This window comes from Flavobacterium sp. RSP15 (genome assembly GCF_003968755.1).
Classification (GTDB): domain Bacteria; phylum Bacteroidota; class Bacteroidia; order Flavobacteriales; family Flavobacteriaceae; genus Flavobacterium.
Genome location: NZ_RYDL01000006.1, coordinates 77,638 through 96,131, shown reverse-complemented (window position 1 = coordinate 96,131; position 18,494 = coordinate 77,638). Strand labels below are relative to the sequence as shown.

Sequence of the window (18,494 nt, the reverse complement as noted above, 5' to 3'; positions counted from 1 at the left end):
TAAAAAAAAATCTTTTTCATTTTTTTTGATCACGGGGCTTCTCTGGTCAGGTAATTTTATTGCGCAAAAAAAATGTCTCGATTTCTCGAGACATTTTGTGGTGGTTTAACTTTCCATATAGGCTTCAATTGGTGCGCAGGAACAAACTAAGTTTCGGTCTCCATAGGCATCATCTGCTCTTCGTACGGTTGGCCAGAATTTATTCTCTGCAATATAATCTAATGGGAAAGCGGCTTGTTCCCGAGTGTAAGGAAAATTCCAGATATCAATAGTTAGCATGGCTAATGTGTGCGGCGAATTTTTCAAAACATTGTTTTTGTCTTCTAATGTTGCGTTTTCAATTTCTTTACGGATTGCAATCATGGCATCACAAAAACGATCTAACTCTTCCAGGTTTTCACTTTCTGTAGGTTCAATCATTAATGTTCCTGCCACTGGGAAAGAAACCGTAGGTGCATGGAAACCGTAATCCATCAAGCGTTTTGCAATATCAGTAACTTCAATTCCTTTTTGTTTGAAAGGACGGCATTCTAAAATCATCTCGTGTGCGGCACGACCCATTTCTCCAGAATACAACGTATCATAATGACCGTTTAGTTTCTCTTTAATATAGTTGGCGTTTAAAATGGCATATTGAGTAGATTGTTTCAATCCTTCGGCACCTAGCATACAGATATAGCCGTAAGAGATCAAGCACACTAATGCGGAACCCCAAGGTGCAGCAGAAATTGCTGTTATCGCGTTTTCTCCACCAGTTGGAATTACAGGATTAGTAGGTAAAAACGGCACTAATTGTGGCGCAACGCATATAGGTCCTACTCCTGGTCCGCCGCCGCCGTGAGGAATCGCAAATGTTTTATGTAGGTTCAAGTGACATACATCAGCGCCAATAGTTGCAGGATTTGTCAATCCAACTTGCGCATTCATATTCGCACCATCCATGTATACTTGGCCTCCGTTATTGTGTATTAACTGTGTGATTTCTCTAATGGCACTTTCAAAAACTCCATGAGTCGATGGATAGGTTACCATCAGACAGGCAAGATTGTCTTTGTGTAAAACTGCTTTTTCGCGTAAATCTTCTACGTCAATATTTCCGTTTTCCAATGTTTTAGTTACCACTACTTTCATTCCTGCCATCGCTGCTGATGCAGGATTTGTTCCGTGCGCGGATGATGGAATTAAAGCAATGTTTCTGTGGTGATCTCCTCTTGACTGGTGGTACGCACGAATCACCATTAATCCGGCATATTCGCCTTGAGCACCTGAATTAGGTTGTAATGTTGTTCCTGCAAAACCAGTAATGACATTTAATTGGTTTTCTAATTTAGCCAACATTTCCTGATATCCTTGCGCTTGATCAAGTGGTGCAAACGGGTGAATGTTATTCCATTGTGGCATGCTTAACGGCAACATCTCTGAAGCGGCATTCAGTTTCATGGTACAAGACCCTAATGAAATCATCGAGTGATTCAACGCTAAATCTTTTCTTTCTAACATTTTGATGTAACGCATCAAAGCTGTTTCTGAGTGATGTTTATTGAAAACATCGTGTTGTAAAAACGTTGATGTTCTGTTTACGTTTTCAGGAAAATGATTGGTTTTTGATAACGTTTCAATCAGTGTAAGCGGAGTCCCATTTGCAGAAGCGAAAACAGCAATAATTTTATTCAAATCAGCAATGCTTGTCGTCTCGTTTAAGGAAATTGAAATCGTATTATCATCAATGTAATAGAAATTAATTTCGTTTTCTTCTGCAATTGTTTTTACTTTTTTAGCGTCAGCCTTGATGACAATGGTGTCAAAGAAAGCAGTGTTCATTTGCTGGAAACCAGATTTTTCTAATGCATTTGCCAATGTCGCTGCTGAAGCATGTACTTTATTTGCAATATATTGCAATCCTTTTGGTCCGTGATACACGGTATACATTCCGGCCATAACGGATAATAATACTTGAGCGGTACAAATGTTAGAAGTCGCTTTATCCCGTTTGATGTGTTGCTCACGGGTTTGCAACGCCATACGCAAGGCGCGGTTTCCATCCGTATCAATTGTCACGCCGATGATTCTTCCTGGCATACTTCTTTTATATTCGTCTTTTGTTGCAAAATAAGCGGCGTGCGGACCACCGTATCCTAGCGGGATTCCAAAACGTTGTGTTGTTCCAAGAACAACAGCAGCGCCTATTTCTCCGGGAGGTGTCAGTTTAGCCAAACTCAAAATATCAGCGGCAACAGCTACTTTTATTTCGTTTGCAGCTGCTTTAGCGATAAAGGCAGTATAATCATGTACTTGCCCAAATTTTCCCGGATATTGAAGGATTGCTCCAAAATAGTCCGATGAAAAATCGAATGTTTCATGGTTTCCTAGTACTAATTCGACACCAATTGGCGTGGAACGTGTTTGTAAAACGGATAAAGTTTGGGGTAGTATTTCTTCAGAAACGAAGAATTTATTGGTGTTATTTTTCTTTTGATCCCGGGAGCGAACGTCAAAAAGCAATGCCATTGCTTCTGCGGCTGCAGTTCCTTCATCTAATAAAGAGGCATTTGCAATTTCCATTCCGGTTAATTCGATAACCATCGTTTGGAAATTCAAAATGGCTTCTAAACGGCCTTGCGCAATTTCGGCTTGATACGGCGTATAGGCAGTATACCATCCTGGATTTTCAAATACATTTCTTTGTATCACTGCAGGAATAATTGCGGCATTGTATCCTAAACCAATGTAGGATTGAAAAACTTTATTTTTATTTCCTAGTTTCTGGATGTGATTTGCAAACTCATATTCGGTCATTGCAGGTTCTAAATCTAAATCAGATTTTAAACGAATGTCACTTGGAATCGTTTCCTGAATCAATTGTTCCAGCGTTGCTGCCCCAATTGTCTTTAACATGTGTTCTAAATCATTTTCTCTAGGGCCAATGTGTCTTAATGCAAAAGCGTCTGTTTTCATTGTATATAAAATAGGTTGTGTGTTTCTTGTTTTAAAAGACTGTAAAATTAAATATTAATATGCTATTAATTGCCTTTTTTAATTGGATTTTCTGTGAATTTTTCAACTAAAAGCCGTTCTTATTAACACTTTGATTAATTTTGTCTAATGAGGTTTTTTAAACAAATATTCGATTTTTATATAAATAGTAGTATTCACGTGGGTTTATCGTGTTATGCTTTAGTGCGAATGACGCACTATATGTTCCACATTCCAGTAGGTGAACCAGTTGCTAATTTTGTTTTTTTTGGAACTATTGTGGGGTATAATTTTGTGAAATACGATGCTTTGGCTCGATCCAAAAAGATAAAAATGCGCAAGGAACTAAAAGGGATTGCTTTGTTTAGTTTTTGCTCCCTTCTATTTGTAGGCTATTATTTCTTTATGCTGGAACGAGTGACGCAAATTACCGCTATTGTTTTTTTGAGTATTACCTTGTTGTATACGCTTCCTTTTTTTCCAAATAAAAAAAACGCAAGAAATTGGGCTGGTGTCAAAATTTATATCGTAGCATTGTGCTGGGTGGGTGTCACGCTAGGACTCCCAATTTTAGATGCGGGCATACCAATAACCATGGATTTCTATCTAAAATGCATGCAACGCTTTATCTTGATTTTTGTATTGGTGCTTGTTTTTGAAATCATTGATATGGCACATGACGATCCGCATCTTAAAACAGTTCCGCAACAAATAGGAGTGAAGCGAACCAAAATATTGGGACTGTTACTTTTGATTCCATTTTATTTATTGGAGTTTTTTAAAAGTAATTTAGATAAAGATCAATTGATTGTAAACTTCATTTTAGTACTGATGATTTCATTATTTTTGATTTTTGCCAATGAAAAACGATCAAAATATTATACTTCTTTTTGTGTTGAAAGCATTCCGATAGTTTGGTGGTTGTTACTTTTATTATTTTAGAAAGTTAAAGTTGGTTGACGTATTCACAGAAAAAAGTGTTTAATTGGTGAATATTATGTTTTAACAAGTAAAGAAAACTTCAGGGAATTTTTGAAATAATTATGGATTTTATTCTTGAAGTATTTCCGTTTTACTGCTTACTTTCAGAAAAAGCTTTCACAACTTTGTTTCTTTCGAGAATAAAATTAATCATGTGATTTTTTAGAAACAAAAAATCAAACAATTCCCCAAAGATACCATATGGTACTTCGTAAAATACTTTATCTTTCATTACCGTAAGCCCGTTTTTTTCGTAAAAAATATGTTCATGTCGGAATGATTTGAATTTTCCTTCTTCCATTTCATCCACAAAATAATCATACTGATTCATTGCTGTTATTCGGCTTTTGTGCGTGAGATAAAAACCAAAATGTTTCCCGCGCCAAGTTACCGTTTCGTTGTAATTTATTAATCCAGAAGTTACTCCGTCAATGGCCGTTTCATTTGTGGTACTGGCAGATTTTTGGTGAAAGTCGATGTCTCTGGAAATGTCAAAAACAGTTTGTATGGGAGATTTTATTTTGGTCCTAATTTTTATTTTGGTCATTACATTTGTATTTTTCGTTTGTCTTCAATAGTGATTTTTGAGCCAATGGCCAGAAATACAGATGTAGGTTTTAAATCCTTGATAAAAGCAAATTCTTTTCCATAAACACCTTCAAAATCAATTACTGACTCGTTTTTCGTTACTTCAAATTGTCGCCATCGGGGATGCGTGACTTGGTATTCAAAAGTTATATTTTCGTTGATTTTGGTATACCCAAAATAATGCTCCGTAATAAACTCAGCTTCGGAATCCGGTGCAATTGCAATGGGATTTTTTTGGGTTGTTACCTGAATCGTATTCCATTTGTTTTTTACTTTCCATTGGTAAATAAATTCTCTGGAGTTTTCATTTACTTTCAAGGTATGTTTCATGGGTAACGTCCGGTAATGCTCATTGTAAAACGTATTAGCGACAAATGAAATGGCAAGTTTAGGGACAATTTCGCTGATAAAAACAGCACCTCTTTTCCATACACCATTTTCAAAACGCTTTACGTAAAAACGAAGATTGACCTCTTCAAAATCAGAATGAAATGGGATTTTTATTCCTAAAACGCGCACGTTTTCAAACAAGAATCCAATAAAACTAACATAACATTTGCCGTTCCATAAATCGATTTCTGTTCCTTTTGGGACATATTTCTCTAGAATTTCCGGATTGACCACATAATTAATCAGGGCTAAATTATTCCACTCGGCTTTTAAGAAACTCATTTTTTTGTTGGTTTTAATTTTTTTAGGTGTGTGAAATGCTATTGAAAAAACCCGAAGCCTGTTACTTCAGGTTTTCAATAAGTTTTTTCTAAACCAATCCTGCTCTTCGTAACAAAGCTTCCGGTTTTGGTTCCTGTCCTCTAAAGCGTTTGTATAAAATCATAGGGTGTTCTGTTCCTCCTTTAGAAAGGACGTTTTCCTTGAATTTAGTTGCCACTTCTTTATTAAAAATACCTTTTTCTTGAAAATATTCAAAAGCATCAGCATCCAAAACTTCGGCCCATTTATAACTGTAATAACCCGAGGAATACCCGCCTTGAAAAATATGAGAGAATGAAGTACTCATCGCGTTTTCTTTTGTATCAGGATATAATTGTGTAGCTGCAAATTGCTCGGTTTCAAAAGCTTTGATATCCTCAATATTAGAAGGATCTTGTGCATGCCAGCCCATATCTAATAACCCAAAACTCAATTGACGCATCGTTGCCATTCCTTCCTGGAAACTGGCACTTTCCTTAATTTTATGGACTAATTCCATCGGAATCATTTCGCCGGTTTCATAATGATAGGCAAACAACGCCAAGGCCTCCGGTTCGTAACACCAGTTTTCCAGAATCTGACTTGGTAATTCCACGAAATCCCAATATACTGAAGTACCGGACAAACTTGGATATGTCGTGTTGGCCAACATGCCGTGTAATGCGTGACCAAATTCATGAAATAAAGTTGTTACCTCGTTAAAAGTTAATAAGGATGGCTTCGTTTCCGTAGGTTTCGTAAAATTGCACACAATAGAAATATGAGGTCTTTCGTTAATTTCTTTTTTAACATATTGCGATTTAAAAGAAGTCATCCAAGCTCCGTTTCGTTTGCCTTTTCTTGGAAAGAAATCAGCATAAAACACCGCAACTAATTGATCGTTTTCATCTTTTACTGCGTATGTTTTTACTTCTTCATGGTATTTATCTACTTCGTAAACTTCTTCAAAAGTAATTCCGTATAATTTTTGTGCTACTGCAAAAGCACCGTTCAAAACTTTTTCTAATTGAAAATACGGTTTTAAAATTTCATCATCTAAATTGAATAATTGTTGCTTCAATTTCTCCGAATAATACGCACCATCCCATTTTTGAAGTTGCTCGATTCCGTGTAACTCTTTTGCAAAAGTGGTCAATTGTGCAAATTCTTTCAAGGCTGCCGGTTTGGCTTTTTCTAATAAATCATTCGAGAAGGTTTTTACTTTCTCCGGACTTTCGGCCATGCGCTCTTCCAATACAAAATGAGCATGAGTAGCATAACCTAAAACTTGAGCTCTGTCAAAACGCAATTTGGCAATTTTCAGTACAATTTCCTGATTGTCAAATTCGTTGTTTTGAAAACCTTTGGCACCGAAAGCGATTGCCATTTCCATGCGTAATTCCCGATTGTCGGCATAGGTTACAAACGGAACATAACTGGGATAGTCCAATGTGAAAATCCATCCCTCTTTTTCTTGGCTTTTAGCCAATGAACGAGCGGCTTCGATAGTTCCGTCTGGCAAACCGGCTAAATCTGTTTTGTTAGTAATATGCAGTTGATAGGCCTGTGTTTCGGCCAAAATATTTTCGCCAAACTGCAAACTCAATTTCGATAATTCTTTATCAATTTCTCGCAATTGATTCTTTTTATCTTCCGGTAAATTCGCTCCATTTCTGGAAAAGCTTTTGTATTTTTTGTCTAAAAGCGTGGTTTGCTCCGTATTGAGGTTCAGTTTTTCTCGTTGCTCATACACTGTTTTTACTCGTGCGAATAAATCCGGATTAAGACGCACATCGTTGCCAAACTCAGAGAGCAGAGGCGAAACTTCCTGCGCGATTTTTTGAATTTCGTCATTGGTTTCGGCTGAATTCAAGTTGAAAAAGATGCTTGAGATTCGGTCCAAAACGTCGCCGCTGAATGCTAATGCTTCAATCGTGTTTTCGAAAGTGGGTTTTATCGGGTTTTGTACAATTACATCGATTTCGGCTTTTGCCAATTCGATCCCTTTTTGAAAAGCAGGAAGAAAATCTTCGTTTTTAATTTTCGAAAAAGGGGCAGTATTGTACTTTGTATTGAAAGGGTGTGTTAGGATGCTCATTTGTATTTTGTAATAAAAATAATTTGATGTTTAAAGAAATCAAAGGTACGGATTTAATAAAAAAAATGGGGTTATCGAAGGAATTGATTTGGGTCAAAATAGCGGATTCAAAAGTGTTATTTAAATGTTATTTATTTCTTTTGGAAACAATAAAGCCTTAAATTGTCAAAATAAGATTGGTTTTAGAATAATAAATCAAAGAAATATAACAAACAAAAGAAAAAGATGAATTATCAAATTACAATAAATAGAGTCAATACCGTAGATGAAATTGAAGAATATTGGACAAATGAAGACTATATTAAACTCTTAGAAAAATTCGATTATCCGGATGCTGATGATGGGGATGCCGCAAGTTTAAGAGAATTATTGTTTATGGCGATAAGTGATTTCGAATCAAAAGATGCCGCTGCAGTACTATTGGAATACAAATTATCAGAAGATTTGAATGAAGGTCAAATTCAGCAAATTTCAAACGATATGCTTTTAGATAAAGTATGTGAAGAATATCCTGAAATTGGATTGCATTCAACATTGTTTCATATCAACCAATTGCTTTTCAAAGCTTACAACGGTACTTTTCCTAATGCAAAAGCGACAATTGTTGAATGCAGTTTGGTCCCGATCGAAGATGAAAATGATAACGTACTGACTAAAGAAAATATTCTAAAATTATTAAACAACGGTTTATCTGGCAGTAATTTGATCAAAAGATTGTTCGATCTGCCAATGACTGAAAACGCGCCTTTTCCGGAAGCGGAAGATATTTTATGGGATGTTAAGACCGCAGATAATTTGAATTATACGATTACAACTTCTGAATACTGGTTAAGCAGAGAGGACATTATTGCATCAGAATTTGAAGGAGTTCTTGAAATTGTTGTTGATGCAGAATAAATGATTTCACTATCTGAATTCATAAAAAAAGCTCCGTCATGGAGCTTTTTTTTATTTTTGGAGGCTTTGGGAAGCGATATTAACGGCTTCTTTCAATCCGGTTTTGTACTTAATTACTTTCTCTAGTACACTTTTGTTGTGACTTCCTATGATTTGAGCGGCAAGAATACCTGCGTTCTTGGCGCCATTTAAGGCTACGGTTGCTACGGGAACGCCACCTGGCATTTGCAGAATGGATAAAACGCTGTCCCAGCCATCGATTGAATTACTGGATTTTATAGGAACGCCAATTACGGGAAGTGGCGACATTGAAGCGACCATTCCGGGTAAATGTGCCGCACCGCCAGCACCGGCAATAACAACTGATATGCCACGGGTGTGTGCGTTCATGCTAAAATCAAATAATTTTTCAGGCGTTCGGTGTGCCGAAACGATATCGACTTCAATTTCGATTTCAAATGCTTTTAAGATATCTATGGCTTCTTGCATGATCGGCATATCTGAGATGCTTCCCATTATTACGGCTACTTTCATTGTTTTTTATTTAAAGTTTAAAGTCGCAAAATGCCACTGAACACTGATTACTATTTACTGACCACTGATTACTCTAATCGTATTCTTTACCTCTTCAGCAATTCTTCGGGCTTCGTTGATGTCTTCATTAACGATGGTTACGTGTCCCATTTTTCTAAAAGGACGCGTTTGTTTTTTTCCATAAATATGTGGCGTAACACCATCCCAACCTAGTATTTTTTCGATGTTTTCGTAGACTACATCTCCTGAAAAACCTTCTTCGCCCACTAGATTTACCATGATTCCGGCTACTTTACTGTCGGTATTCCCTAAAGGCAAATCTAGAATGGCACGCAAATGATTTTCAAATTGCGAGGTATAACTGGCTTCAATCGAGTAATGACCTGAATTGTGCGGGCGTGGAGCCACTTCGTTCACGATAATTTTATCGTCTTCGGTTTGAAACATTTCTACGGCTAATAGTCCCACATGATTGAATTTTTTAGAAACATTCAATGCGATGGTTCTTGCTTTTTCGGCAACTCTATCATCAATCCGGGCAGGACAAATCACATATTCTACTTGGTTGGCTTGGGGATGAAATTCCATTTCTACCACAGGATACGTTTTTATTTCACCGGAAGGATTGCGACAAACGATGACAGCTAATTCTTTTTTGAACGGAATCATTTCTTCGGCAATACATTCTACATTGGCTAAATTATCCAAATCCGAAATGTGTCGAATTACTTTTACGCCATTTCCATCATAACCAAATTCCGTACATTTCCATACAAACGGCAGTTTTGTTTTCGAATCCAGAATATCAACAACGAGACTTTTTAAATTGTCAAATCGTTTGTAATTTGCGGTTGGGATGGCATGTTGAATGTAAAAATCTTTCTGAATTCCTTTGTTTTGAATGAGTTTCAACGTTTTTGGCGAAGGAAAGACCTTTAACCCTTCTTCTTCAAGTTTTACCAAAGCTTCCAGATTGACTAATTCGATTTCGAAAGTCAAAACACTTACTTTTTTACCAAAGTTATACACGGTTTCAAAATCCATTAAATCCCCTTTGAAGAATTGGTCACAAGCTATTTTGCAAGGCGCATCATCACTTGGATCCAAAACATAGGTTTGTATGTCGAACTTTCGGGTGTCAAACAATAGCATTTTGCCCAGTTGTCCGCCACCGAGAATTCCTAATTTGAAATCAGAAGAAAAATAATTCATGGTGTAATTGTATGTTTAAGCAAAGATACTTTATAATGATGGAATCCGAAAACACAATTTTATTTTCTTGGGAATTTTTATTGTAGCTTTTATAGCTTTCAATCCATTTTGAAGCCCTTTAATTTGTAATTTACTTAAAATTACAAATTAATTCCCATTTATCAATTCCCAAATCCGAATTCTGTATCTTTGCACATTATTTTAAAAATGAAAATAATGATACAACTTCACGACAAACAATTTGTTCCGTTTATTTCTGCTAAAGAAATTGATTTTGCCATCACTAAAATGGTGCAACAAGTGGAAGACGATTTTATAGATGAAATACCAGTATTTGTTGGAGTATTGAATGGTGCTTTTATGGTCGTTTCTGATTTTATGAAACAGTATAAAAAACCATGTGAAGTTTCTTTTATAAAAATGGCTTCTTATGAAGGAACTTCTACCACAAATGAGGTAAAACAATTAATAGGAATAAATCAGGATTTGACTGGACGCAGCGTTGTTATCATTGAGGATATTGTTGATACTGGAAACACTTTAGTGGAACTCAAAGAATTATTCAAAAAACAAAATGTAAAACATTTCAAAATAGCAACACTCTTTTTTAAACCGGAAGCATATACAAAAGACATCAAAATAGATTATATTGGGATTCGAATCCCAAATAAATTTATTGTAGGTTTTGGTTTGGATTATGATGGTTTAGGAAGAAATTTGTCCGAAGTATATAAACTAAAAGAATAACTACCAACACATTATGACTAACATTGTTTTATTTGGAAAACCAGGAGCAGGAAAAGGAACTCAAGCAGAATTTTTGAAAGACAAGTACAAATTAACACATATTTCCACGGGAGATGTATTTCGTTTTAATTTAAAAAACAACACAGAATTAGGCAAACAAGCAAGAGTTTATATGGATGCCGGGGATTTAGTACCGGATGAATTGACTACAAAAATGTTGATTGATGAGGTAAATAAACATCCAGACACAAACGGAATTTTATTTGACGGATATCCAAGAACACTATCACAAGCCAAAGATTTAGATGCCTTTCTTGTTTCAATTAGTTCGACTGTTGCCGCAACAATTGCACTCGAAGCCGATGATGAAATCCTGGTACAACGGTTGTTAGAAAGAGGAAAAACAAGTGGTAGAATTGACGATCAAGACGAAGAAAAGATCAGAAATCGCTACCAGGAATACAATGAAAAAACAGCGCCATTAATGGATTATTATCAGGGACAAGGAAAATTTCACGCAGTAAATGGAATTGGTACCATTGCAGAAATTACCCAAAGAGTAAGTACCGTTATTGATCATTTATAGGAGCAGTTCCAGCTGTACTTTGCAAGTCCTCAAGAAAAATAGTTTTTTTACCTTTGGGCTTTCCACTGCCATCTGGACTATAAAATTGAGGTTACAAACAACCGATTTCAAAACAAAAAATGGAGGAATCACATTTTAATACACAAACGAATCAACTAAGAAATTGGAAATACTAATAATATTTTTTCTAATACTGCTTAATGGAATTTTTTCCATGTCAGAAATCGCATTGATTTCGGCACGTAAAAATAGATTAGAAACTTCTGCAAAAAAAGGGAATAAAAATGCTCAAATTGCATTGGAATTAGCCAATTCTCCAAACAAATTTTTATCAACCGTACAAATAGGAATTACCTTGATAGGGATTCTAACTGGTATTTATAGTGGGGATAAAATCACATTTGACGTCGAAACTTACATCAATAATTTTGAGATACTCAAACCGTATGCCCATTCTGTTTCTGTTGGGATTGTTGTAGTGGTTTTAACTTTTTTTTCTATGGTTTTAGGAGAATTACTACCCAAAAGAATTGGTTTAAATCATCCGGAAACCATTGCAAAAACGGTGGCATTACCCATGAAAATTATTTCGGTAATTATGGCTCCATTCATTTGGATGTTGACGCATTCAACGGAATTTTTGTTGAGTATTTTACAAATAAAACCAACAGCTGACGGCAAAGTTACAGAAGAAGAAATTAGAGCGATTATCAAAGAAGGAACTGAAGGAGGCGAAGTTCAGGAAATAGAGCAAGATATTGTGGAACGTGTTTTTCATATTGGTGATCGGAAAATAAATTCTTTGATGACACATAGAAAATCAGTAGTTTTTCTACCTTTTCATGCGGATAAAGAACAGGTTAGAGAGTTTATGCTTAAAGAGTTGCATTCTATTTATCCTGTTTACGGTGAGAATTATGATGATATTGTAGGGGTTGTTAACCTAAAAAATATTTTTGCTCATTTTGAGAACGAAAATTTCAATTTGGCTGATATAATGACCGAAGCTCCCTTTTTGATGGAGCAAACCACGGCGTATGTAGCGTTAGAGAATTTTAAAAAAACCGGAATACATTACGCATTTGTATCTGATGAATATGGTGTTTTTCAGGGTGTTATTACACTGAATGATATTCTGGAAGCGCTGGTTGGAGATGCTTCGGATTTTTATAAAGATGATTTTCAGTTAATTGAAAGAGAAGATGGAACATGGCTCGTTGACGGACATTATTCGTTGCACGATTTTTTGACGTACTTTGAGTTAGATGAGTTAATCAATGATTACGAAGTGACTACGGTAAGCGGATTAATAATGACGGAACTATCTCATATACCCAAACAAGGAGAGAAATTAATTTGGCAAAAATTTGAGTTGGAAGTTATCGATATGGATGGCGTGAAGATTGATAAAGTGATGGTGAAAGCCTTAAAGGGTTAGAATTTGGTTTAAAGTTTAATGTGTAAAGTTAGTGTGCCGCTACTCTTTAATATTTAAACGATAAACTTTTAAACAAAAAAAAATGACTGAAGGGAATTTTGTAGATTACGTTAAAATATATGTTTCATCCGGAAAAGGAGGAAAAGGATCTACGCACTTGCACAGAGAAAAATTTATTGAAAAAGGAGGCCCGGACGGTGGTGATGGTGGTCGTGGCGGCCATGTATATTTGGTAGGGAATAAAGCACTTTGGACATTGTTTCACCTAAAGTTTGCCCGACATATTAAAGCCGGTAATGGTGGAGATGGTAGTGGAGACAGGAGTACCGGTGCAGATGGTGACGATAAATTCATCGAAGTGCCGCTGGGTACTGTTGTAAAAGATAAAGAAACGGGTGAAATATTATTTGAAATTACTGATGAGGGTGAAAAACAAATTCTTTCTCGCGGTGGGAAAGGTGGTTTAGGTAACTGGCATTTTAGAAGCTCGACAAATCAAACTCCCAGATATTCTCAACCGGGACTGCCTGGGGCAGAGATGGATGTTATTTTAGAATTAAAAGTACTGGCTGATGTAGGTTTGGTAGGTTTTCCTAATGCAGGAAAATCAACATTATTGTCAGTGTTGACTTCTGCAAAACCAAAAATTGCCGATTATCCGTTTACTACCTTGAAACCAAATCTTGGTATTGTAGCCTACAGAGATTTTCAATCTTTTGTAATTGCAGATATTCCCGGAATTATTGAAGGAGCAGCCGAAGGAAAAGGTCTTGGACATTATTTCTTGCGCCATATTGAACGGAATTCAACTTTATTGTTCTTAGTTCCAGTGGATACTCCGGATATCAAAGCGGAATATGATATTTTGGTAAATGAATTGACAAAATACAATCCCGAAATGCTTGACAAAGAGCGTTTGCTGGTGATTTCTAAATGCGATATGCTTGATGACGAGTTAAAGGCAGAGCTAAAAGTAGAGTTAGACGTTGCTTTCAAAGATGTTCCGTATATGTTTATTTCTTCTGTGGCTCAACAAGGTTTGACAGAATTAAAAGACAAGTTGTGGAAAATGTTGAACGACTAATTTTCATAAATTTCACAAAAAAGGTGTTCTAAAAAGACACCTTTTTTGTTGTCATAATTTAAGAATTAGTTACTGTTGTAGGTGTCAAATAAGAACTGTAATGTGTCAGGGACTGTATTAGCTAGTATATTAGGTATAGGAGTATCCTTATTAAGCCAGTTTTCTATGATTAAATCAAAATTATCACCTGCTTCATAAACTACTGGAACCCCCATTGTTTTTAGTGCTGCAGCATTACACTCCTGCTCATAATGATTTCGTATAGGAATGCTGAGTATTTTTTTTCTAAGATACAATGCTTCTGCGGGTGTCTCAAATCCACCACCGGTTATGACACCATGACAGTTGATTAAGCTTTGATTGAACTGTTTTTGATTTACAGGATAATACGTGATGTTGCCAATGGTATGTTTGAGTTTTACATCATTTAAAAACCAGTGAAAATTAATTTCGGAGCGTTTATTAAACGCTTTTTCTAAACAATCTTTTTGGAAAGACGGTAAATAAACCGTTATGTGTTTTAAGTCTTTTGGTTCGGCTTGTATGATTTCATCTTTAATAATTGGAGGGAGAATGAAAGAATCGTATTTCTCAAAATGCAATCCAATATATTGTGGAGAAGGGGCATAATGTTTTAGAATTATTTCTCCCATAAGGCTTTTTTTTTCTGGTCTTGGTGTCAGTTTTGACGCAAAACTAGCTTGATGTCCAAATTGTACCGAATGTACTTTCTGTAATTTACAAGCAAGAGAAGTAATTGAATCAAAATCATTTATTACAACATCATAATTTTTTAAAGGCAGCGAGCTTGCATCTTTGAACATCTGTATTGGTCTAATGTTTTTTGCAATATTCCAGTAGTTCAAGCCACCACATTTACTGTAGTGCAAGCTGCAACCGTCGCTTTTGTATTTTACCGGTAAATCAATTTTTAGACTAGCATTATTTCCACTCATGAAGAAGTCTACAGTGCCAAATTTTTGTAAATAAGGATAAAGTTGCATAGCTCTACTGATATGACCGTTGCCAGTTGCTTGAATTGCATAAAATATTTTCATGTTTGTTATTTAGATTGGATTATAACTGATTTCTTTTAAATATGGATTTATTAGGATAAGATGATTTTTCCTCAGAGTTATTAAGATAAAATTTTGGTTACAATGTCATTTATAATTGTATCTTCTTTTTTCTCATGGTCTATATAGTCCGTTTTTTTATACTGGTAAATGCTCCATTTTTCTTTTTTGTATTTTAATGCTGTAAGGTTTTCGACCCAGTCACCACTGTTTAAATACATAACTTTTCCAAATTCGTTTTCTACTTCCCTCATTTGGGGTTTGTGAATGTGTCCACAAACTACATAAGTGTATTTTTTTTGATGGCAATTTCTGCGGCCGTAGTTTCAAAATTTGACACAAAAGAAACTGCTTTTTTTACACTTTCCTTAATCATTTTAGAATAGCTTCTTTTTTCTTTTCCAAAAAGGACTAAAACCCAATTGATACAACTATTTATCAAAATCAATAAATCATAGCCTTTTCCGCCAAGTTTAGCTAAAATTTTAGCATAGCCTTTCGTAGAAGAATCGAAAACATCCCCGTGAAAAATCCAGGGTTTTTTTCCGTCTAAGTCCAGAATTAATTTATCTGCCAATTCAAAATTCCCTAAAATAAAATCGGAATATTTCCTTAAAGCTTCGTCATGATTACCAGTAATATAAATAACTCGAGTTCCCTGATTCGACATTTTTATGATTTGTCGCAATACATTCATGTGTGAGGCGGGAAAATATCTTTTGCTAAAACTCCACATATCAATGATGTCTCGATTTAAAACCAGCATTTTTGGCTGAATCGATTTCAAGTATTGTAGTAATTCATTGGCTTGGCAACCATATGTTCCTAAGTGTACATCGCTTAATACGACTAAAGGAATTTTTTTCTTTCTTTTCATAATTTGTTTTGACGAAATTAATTACTCTGTGTTATGGTAATGTGTCTTATGTATTATTATTATTATTACACGTTACATATTGATTTGTTAACTTTTTTTAAGACTAAAAAAGCTGTTTAATACTTTAAATTTTCCTTATTTTTGAAGAATGAAACATTTTATACTAGTCTTTTTATTATACCCTATTATGATTTGGTCCCAATCTGATTTTGAAAGAGCAGAAAAACTATATAAGGCGAATAAAATAGATCAGGCCGAGTTGGTCTTTGAATCTATTTTGCGGTCCAATCCATCGGATTTAAAAACGATGGAATATTTAGGAGACATTGCCGGGCAGAATAGATCTTGGGACAAAGCGATTGTTTATTACAAAAAGCTAAAAATTTTAAAACCTTCCGAAGCTGATTATCACTATAAATACGGAGGAGCTCTAGGAATGAAAGCCAAAGAATCCAATAAATTCAGGGCTCTTGGAATGATTGATGAAGTCAAATCCTCCTTCGAAAAAGCCATCAATCTGAATCCCAAACACATTCAAGCGCGCTGGGCTTTGATTGAAATATATATTCAGTTACCGGGTATTGTTGGCGGGAGTGAATCTAAGGCTATGAAATATTCCGATGAATTATTACGGTTGTCGCCTGTTGATGGATATTTGTCAAGAGGACATATTGAGGAATATTTTAAAAGGTATAAAGTGGCAGAACTACACTATAAAAAAGCAATACTAGCAGGAGGCTCCAAAACAAGTTATCAAAAATTAGCTGATTTGTATAAAAATAAAATGAGCGCGCCTGAAAAAGCAAAATCAATATTAGAAACCTATAATAATAAAGTTCAAGACTGATTTTTATTTCGTCTTGAATTTAAAAACCATAAATTAAAATGCGTACACATTTTATAGCTATTGGAGGAAGTGCCATGCACAATCTTGCTCTGGCATTACACAATAAAGGATATCAAGTTACAGGAAGTGACGATGCTATTTTTGAACCGTCAAAATCTAGATTAGACAAAAAAGGCATTTTACCTCCAGCATTAGGCTGGTTTCCTGAAAAAATAACATCAGCTATTGAAGCTGTAATTCTTGGCATGCATGCCAAAGCAGATAATCCTGAATTATTGAAAGCCCAGGAATTAGGACTCAAAATATATTCGTATCCGGAGTTTTTGTACGAACAATCTAAAAATAAAACACGTGTGGTTATTGGTGGCTCTCATGGAAAAACAACTATAACTTCGATGATTTTACATGTAATGCACTACCATGACATTGCTGTAGATTACATGGTTGGCGCTCAACTGGAAGGATTTGATACAATGGTGCATCTTACGGAAGAGAATGACTTTATCGTTTTAGAAGGAGATGAATATTTGTCCTCGCCGATAGACAGAAGACCAAAGTTCCATTTGTATCAGCCTAATATTGCTCTAATTTCAGGGATTGCTTGGGATCATATTAATGTTTTTCCAACTTACGAAAATTACGTGGAGCAGTTCGGAATTTTTATTGGCAAAATTACCAATGGTGGTATTCTAGTATACAATGAAGATGATGCTGAAGTAAAACGTGTTGCAGAAGCGGCTACAAATCCAATCCGAAAATTAGCCTATCATACCCCCAAATATACTGTTAATGAGGGTGTGACACTGCTGGAAACTCCGGAAGGCGACATGCCAATTGAAGTTTTTGGAGCACATAATCTAAATAATTTGGCTGGTGCCAAATGGATTTGCCAGAATATGGGTGTTGATGAAGCTGATTTTTATGAAGCGATTGCCAGTTTCAAAGGCGCATCAAAGCGATTAGAAAAAATTGCGGAGAGTAAAACAAAAGTGGCCTATAAAGATTTTGCACATTCCCCAAGTAAAGTGGCAGCAACGACTAAGGCGGTGAAAGAACAATATCCAAATCGTACTTTAGTGGGTTGTTTAGAACTTCACACTTATAGTAGCTTGAATGCGGAATTCTTGAAAGAATATGAAGGCGCACTTGAATATGCTGATACAGCTGTAGTTTTTTATTCGCCCGATGCCGTAAAAATCAAACAATTGGAGGAAGTAACACACGAGCAAATTGCTACTGCTTTTAACAGAAAAGATTTAATTATTTATACCAATCCAAAAGATTTTGCGAATTATTTGTTTAATTTAAACCTTGAAAATTCGGCTTTGTTGTTGATGAGTTCCGGTAATTACGGCGGATTGAATTTTGATGAAGTAAAGGAATTGGTAAAGTAAATAATGCTATGAAAGATTCTATAAGAATTGCTAAGACTACAAGCGAAAATCCTGATTTTATGGCTCTTATTAGCGCTTTAGATAAAAGTTTATGGGAGCGTTATCCCGAATTAAAAACCGACTATTGGGGTAATAATATTTTGGAATTAAACCCAAATGTTATTGTTGTATATTTAAAAAACGAAGCTGTTGCTTGCGGTTGTTTTAAAAAATATGATAAAAATACAATTGAAATAAAACGTATGTTTGTTTCTCCTGAGGTGCGAGGAATGGGATTGGCTCAAACTATTTTACGAGAATTGGAACTTTGGGCGCAGGATTCTGGATCATCATTTTCTGTTTTGGAAACATTATACAAGCAAAAGGAAGCCATTGCTTTGTATCAAAAAGCAGGATATGTAATTGTTGATAATTATGAGCCTTATGTGGGTTTAGAAAATAGTATTTGCATGCGCAAACAAATTTAAACAAC

General features: G+C 35.5%; 18 protein-coding genes. 9 read left to right on the top strand and 9 right to left on the bottom strand.

What is annotated here, in order from left to right:
- Positions 1-105: 105 nt before the first annotated feature.
- A complete protein-coding gene (gene gcvP / locus EKM00_RS08540; protein WP_126515894.1) occupies positions 106-2,955 on the bottom strand; it encodes an aminomethyl-transferring glycine dehydrogenase in 2,850 nt (949 codons plus the stop codon).
- Positions 2,956-3,102: 147 nt separating this feature from the next.
- Between gcvP and EKM00_RS08535 the strand changes: the two genes are divergently transcribed.
- Entirely contained in the window at positions 3,103-3,915 is an 813-nt protein-coding gene (locus EKM00_RS08535) for a hypothetical protein (RefSeq protein WP_126515893.1), read from the top strand.
- A 130-nt stretch (positions 3,916-4,045) separates the two neighbouring features.
- Here EKM00_RS08535 and EKM00_RS08530 read toward each other — a convergent pair whose 3' ends face one another.
- The 3 genes from EKM00_RS08530 to EKM00_RS08520 all read right to left on the bottom strand — a co-directional run bounded on the left by EKM00_RS08530 (position 4,046) and on the right by EKM00_RS08520 (position 7,330).
- Positions 4,046-4,501: an SRPBCC family protein gene (locus tag EKM00_RS08530; RefSeq protein ID WP_126515892.1), complete on the bottom strand. Its 456-nt coding sequence runs from the start codon at positions 4,499-4,501 to the stop codon at positions 4,046-4,048.
- The gene (locus EKM00_RS08525) at positions 4,501-5,214 is read right to left on the bottom strand and encodes a YqjF family protein (RefSeq protein ID WP_126515891.1); all 714 of its coding nucleotides are present in this window, start codon (positions 5,212-5,214) and stop codon (positions 4,501-4,503) included. The genes EKM00_RS08530 and EKM00_RS08525 overlap by 1 nt, the downstream gene beginning before the upstream one ends.
- Positions 5,215-5,302: 88 nt before the next feature.
- On the bottom strand, positions 5,303-7,330 hold the full coding sequence (locus tag EKM00_RS08520) for a M3 family metallopeptidase (RefSeq protein WP_126515890.1): 2,028 nt from the start codon (positions 7,328-7,330) through the stop codon (positions 5,303-5,305).
- Positions 7,331-7,555: 225 nt separating this feature from the next.
- Between EKM00_RS08520 and EKM00_RS08515 the strand changes: the two genes are divergently transcribed.
- Positions 7,556-8,227 carry a hypothetical protein gene (locus tag EKM00_RS08515; protein WP_126515889.1) on the top strand — a complete coding sequence of 224 codons (672 nt, stop codon included), beginning with the start codon at positions 7,556-7,558 and terminating at the stop codon, positions 8,225-8,227.
- A 51-nt stretch (positions 8,228-8,278) separates the two neighbouring features.
- On the opposite strand, the gene purE is transcribed toward EKM00_RS08515, so the two are convergent.
- Together purE and EKM00_RS08505 are read right to left on the bottom strand one after the other, a co-directional pair.
- Positions 8,279-8,761, bottom strand: a complete 483-nt coding sequence (gene purE / locus EKM00_RS08510) for a 5-(carboxyamino)imidazole ribonucleotide mutase (RefSeq protein WP_126458759.1) — start codon at positions 8,759-8,761, stop codon at positions 8,279-8,281.
- A gap of 54 nt (positions 8,762-8,815) precedes the next feature.
- A complete protein-coding gene (locus EKM00_RS08505) occupies positions 8,816-9,973 on the bottom strand; it encodes a 5-(carboxyamino)imidazole ribonucleotide synthase (RefSeq protein WP_126515888.1) in 1,158 nt (385 codons plus the stop codon).
- Positions 9,974-10,189: 216 nt separating this feature from the next.
- On the opposite strand from EKM00_RS08505, the gene hpt reads away from it, so the two are divergent.
- From hpt to obgE, 4 genes are all read left to right on the top strand, one after another.
- Complete coding sequence (hpt, locus tag EKM00_RS08500; RefSeq protein ID WP_126515963.1) at positions 10,190-10,720, top strand: hypoxanthine phosphoribosyltransferase; 531 nt, start codon at positions 10,190-10,192, stop codon at positions 10,718-10,720.
- A 13-nt stretch (positions 10,721-10,733) separates the two neighbouring features.
- On the top strand, positions 10,734-11,306 hold the full coding sequence (locus EKM00_RS08495) for an adenylate kinase (protein WP_126451787.1): 573 nt from the start codon (positions 10,734-10,736) through the stop codon (positions 11,304-11,306).
- Positions 11,307-11,469: 163 nt separating this feature from the next.
- Complete coding sequence (locus EKM00_RS08490; protein ID WP_126451788.1) at positions 11,470-12,744, top strand: hemolysin family protein; 1,275 nt, start codon at positions 11,470-11,472, stop codon at positions 12,742-12,744.
- An 82-nt stretch (positions 12,745-12,826) separates the two neighbouring features.
- Positions 12,827-13,828: a GTPase ObgE gene (gene obgE, locus EKM00_RS08485; RefSeq protein ID WP_126451789.1), complete on the top strand. Its 1,002-nt coding sequence runs from the start codon at positions 12,827-12,829 to the stop codon at positions 13,826-13,828.
- Between the two features lie 65 nt (positions 13,829-13,893).
- Here obgE and EKM00_RS08480 read toward each other — a convergent pair whose 3' ends face one another.
- The 3 genes from EKM00_RS08480 to EKM00_RS08475 all read right to left on the bottom strand — a co-directional run bounded on the left by EKM00_RS08480 (position 13,894) and on the right by EKM00_RS08475 (position 15,781).
- Positions 13,894-14,886 carry a glycosyltransferase family protein gene (locus tag EKM00_RS08480; protein ID WP_126515887.1) on the bottom strand — a complete coding sequence of 331 codons (993 nt, stop codon included), beginning with the start codon at positions 14,884-14,886 and terminating at the stop codon, positions 13,894-13,896.
- An 80-nt stretch (positions 14,887-14,966) separates the two neighbouring features.
- Complete coding sequence (locus EKM00_RS15175) at positions 14,967-15,158, bottom strand: hypothetical protein (protein WP_370453928.1); 192 nt, start codon at positions 15,156-15,158, stop codon at positions 14,967-14,969.
- A gap of 26 nt (positions 15,159-15,184) precedes the next feature.
- On the bottom strand, positions 15,185-15,781 hold the full coding sequence (locus tag EKM00_RS08475; RefSeq protein ID WP_370453927.1) for a UDP-2,3-diacylglucosamine diphosphatase: 597 nt from the start codon (positions 15,779-15,781) through the stop codon (positions 15,185-15,187).
- Positions 15,782-15,929: 148 nt separating this feature from the next.
- On the opposite strand from EKM00_RS08475, the gene EKM00_RS08470 reads away from it, so the two are divergent.
- Genes EKM00_RS08470 through EKM00_RS08460 form a run of 3 tightly spaced genes read left to right on the top strand, consistent with a single transcriptional unit; the run spans position 15,930 to position 18,489 of the window.
- Positions 15,930-16,628 (top strand): tetratricopeptide repeat protein, encoded by a 699-nt coding sequence (locus EKM00_RS08470; RefSeq protein WP_126515886.1) that lies wholly within the window; start codon positions 15,930-15,932, stop codon positions 16,626-16,628.
- 38 nt (positions 16,629-16,666) lie between these two features.
- Entirely contained in the window at positions 16,667-18,022 is a 1,356-nt protein-coding gene (locus EKM00_RS08465) for a UDP-N-acetylmuramate--L-alanine ligase (protein ID WP_126451793.1), read from the top strand.
- An 8-nt stretch (positions 18,023-18,030) separates the two neighbouring features.
- Positions 18,031-18,489, top strand: coding sequence for a GNAT family N-acetyltransferase (locus EKM00_RS08460; protein ID WP_126458793.1), 459 nt, complete (start codon positions 18,031-18,033; stop codon positions 18,487-18,489).
- Positions 18,490-18,494: the final 5 nt, after the last annotated feature.

Coding starts and splice junctions, on each gene's coding strand:
- gcvP (WP_126515894.1), bottom strand. CDS start 2,955: ATGAAAACAGACGCTTTTGCATTAAGACACATTGGCCCTAGAGAAAAT.
- EKM00_RS08535 (WP_126515893.1), top strand. CDS start 3,103: ATGAGGTTTTTTAAACAAATATTCGATTTTTATATAAATAGTAGTATT.
- EKM00_RS08530 (WP_126515892.1), bottom strand. CDS start 4,501: ATGACCAAAATAAAAATTAGGACCAAAATAAAATCTCCCATACAAACT.
- EKM00_RS08525 (WP_126515891.1), bottom strand. CDS start 5,214: ATGAGTTTCTTAAAAGCCGAGTGGAATAATTTAGCCCTGATTAATTAT.
- EKM00_RS08520 (WP_126515890.1), bottom strand. CDS start 7,330: ATGAGCATCCTAACACACCCTTTCAATACAAAGTACAATACTGCCCCT.
- EKM00_RS08515 (WP_126515889.1), top strand. CDS start 7,556: ATGAATTATCAAATTACAATAAATAGAGTCAATACCGTAGATGAAATT.
- purE (WP_126458759.1), bottom strand. CDS start 8,761: ATGAAAGTAGCCGTAATAATGGGAAGCATCTCAGATATGCCGATCATG.
- EKM00_RS08505 (WP_126515888.1), bottom strand. CDS start 9,973: ATGAATTATTTTTCTTCTGATTTCAAATTAGGAATTCTCGGTGGCGGA.
- hpt (WP_126515963.1), top strand. CDS start 10,190: ATGATACAACTTCACGACAAACAATTTGTTCCGTTTATTTCTGCTAAA.
- EKM00_RS08495 (WP_126451787.1), top strand. CDS start 10,734: ATGACTAACATTGTTTTATTTGGAAAACCAGGAGCAGGAAAAGGAACT.
- obgE (WP_126451789.1), top strand. CDS start 12,827: ATGACTGAAGGGAATTTTGTAGATTACGTTAAAATATATGTTTCATCC.
- EKM00_RS08480 (WP_126515887.1), bottom strand. CDS start 14,886: ATGAAAATATTTTATGCAATTCAAGCAACTGGCAACGGTCATATCAGT.
- EKM00_RS15175 (WP_370453928.1), bottom strand. CDS start 15,158: ATGAGGGAAGTAGAAAACGAATTTGGAAAAGTTATGTATTTAAACAGT.
- EKM00_RS08475 (WP_370453927.1), bottom strand. CDS start 15,781: ATGAAAAGAAAGAAAAAAATTCCTTTAGTCGTATTAAGCGATGTACAC.
- EKM00_RS08470 (WP_126515886.1), top strand. CDS start 15,930: ATGAAACATTTTATACTAGTCTTTTTATTATACCCTATTATGATTTGG.
- EKM00_RS08465 (WP_126451793.1), top strand. CDS start 16,667: ATGCGTACACATTTTATAGCTATTGGAGGAAGTGCCATGCACAATCTT.
- EKM00_RS08460 (WP_126458793.1), top strand. CDS start 18,031: ATGAAAGATTCTATAAGAATTGCTAAGACTACAAGCGAAAATCCTGAT.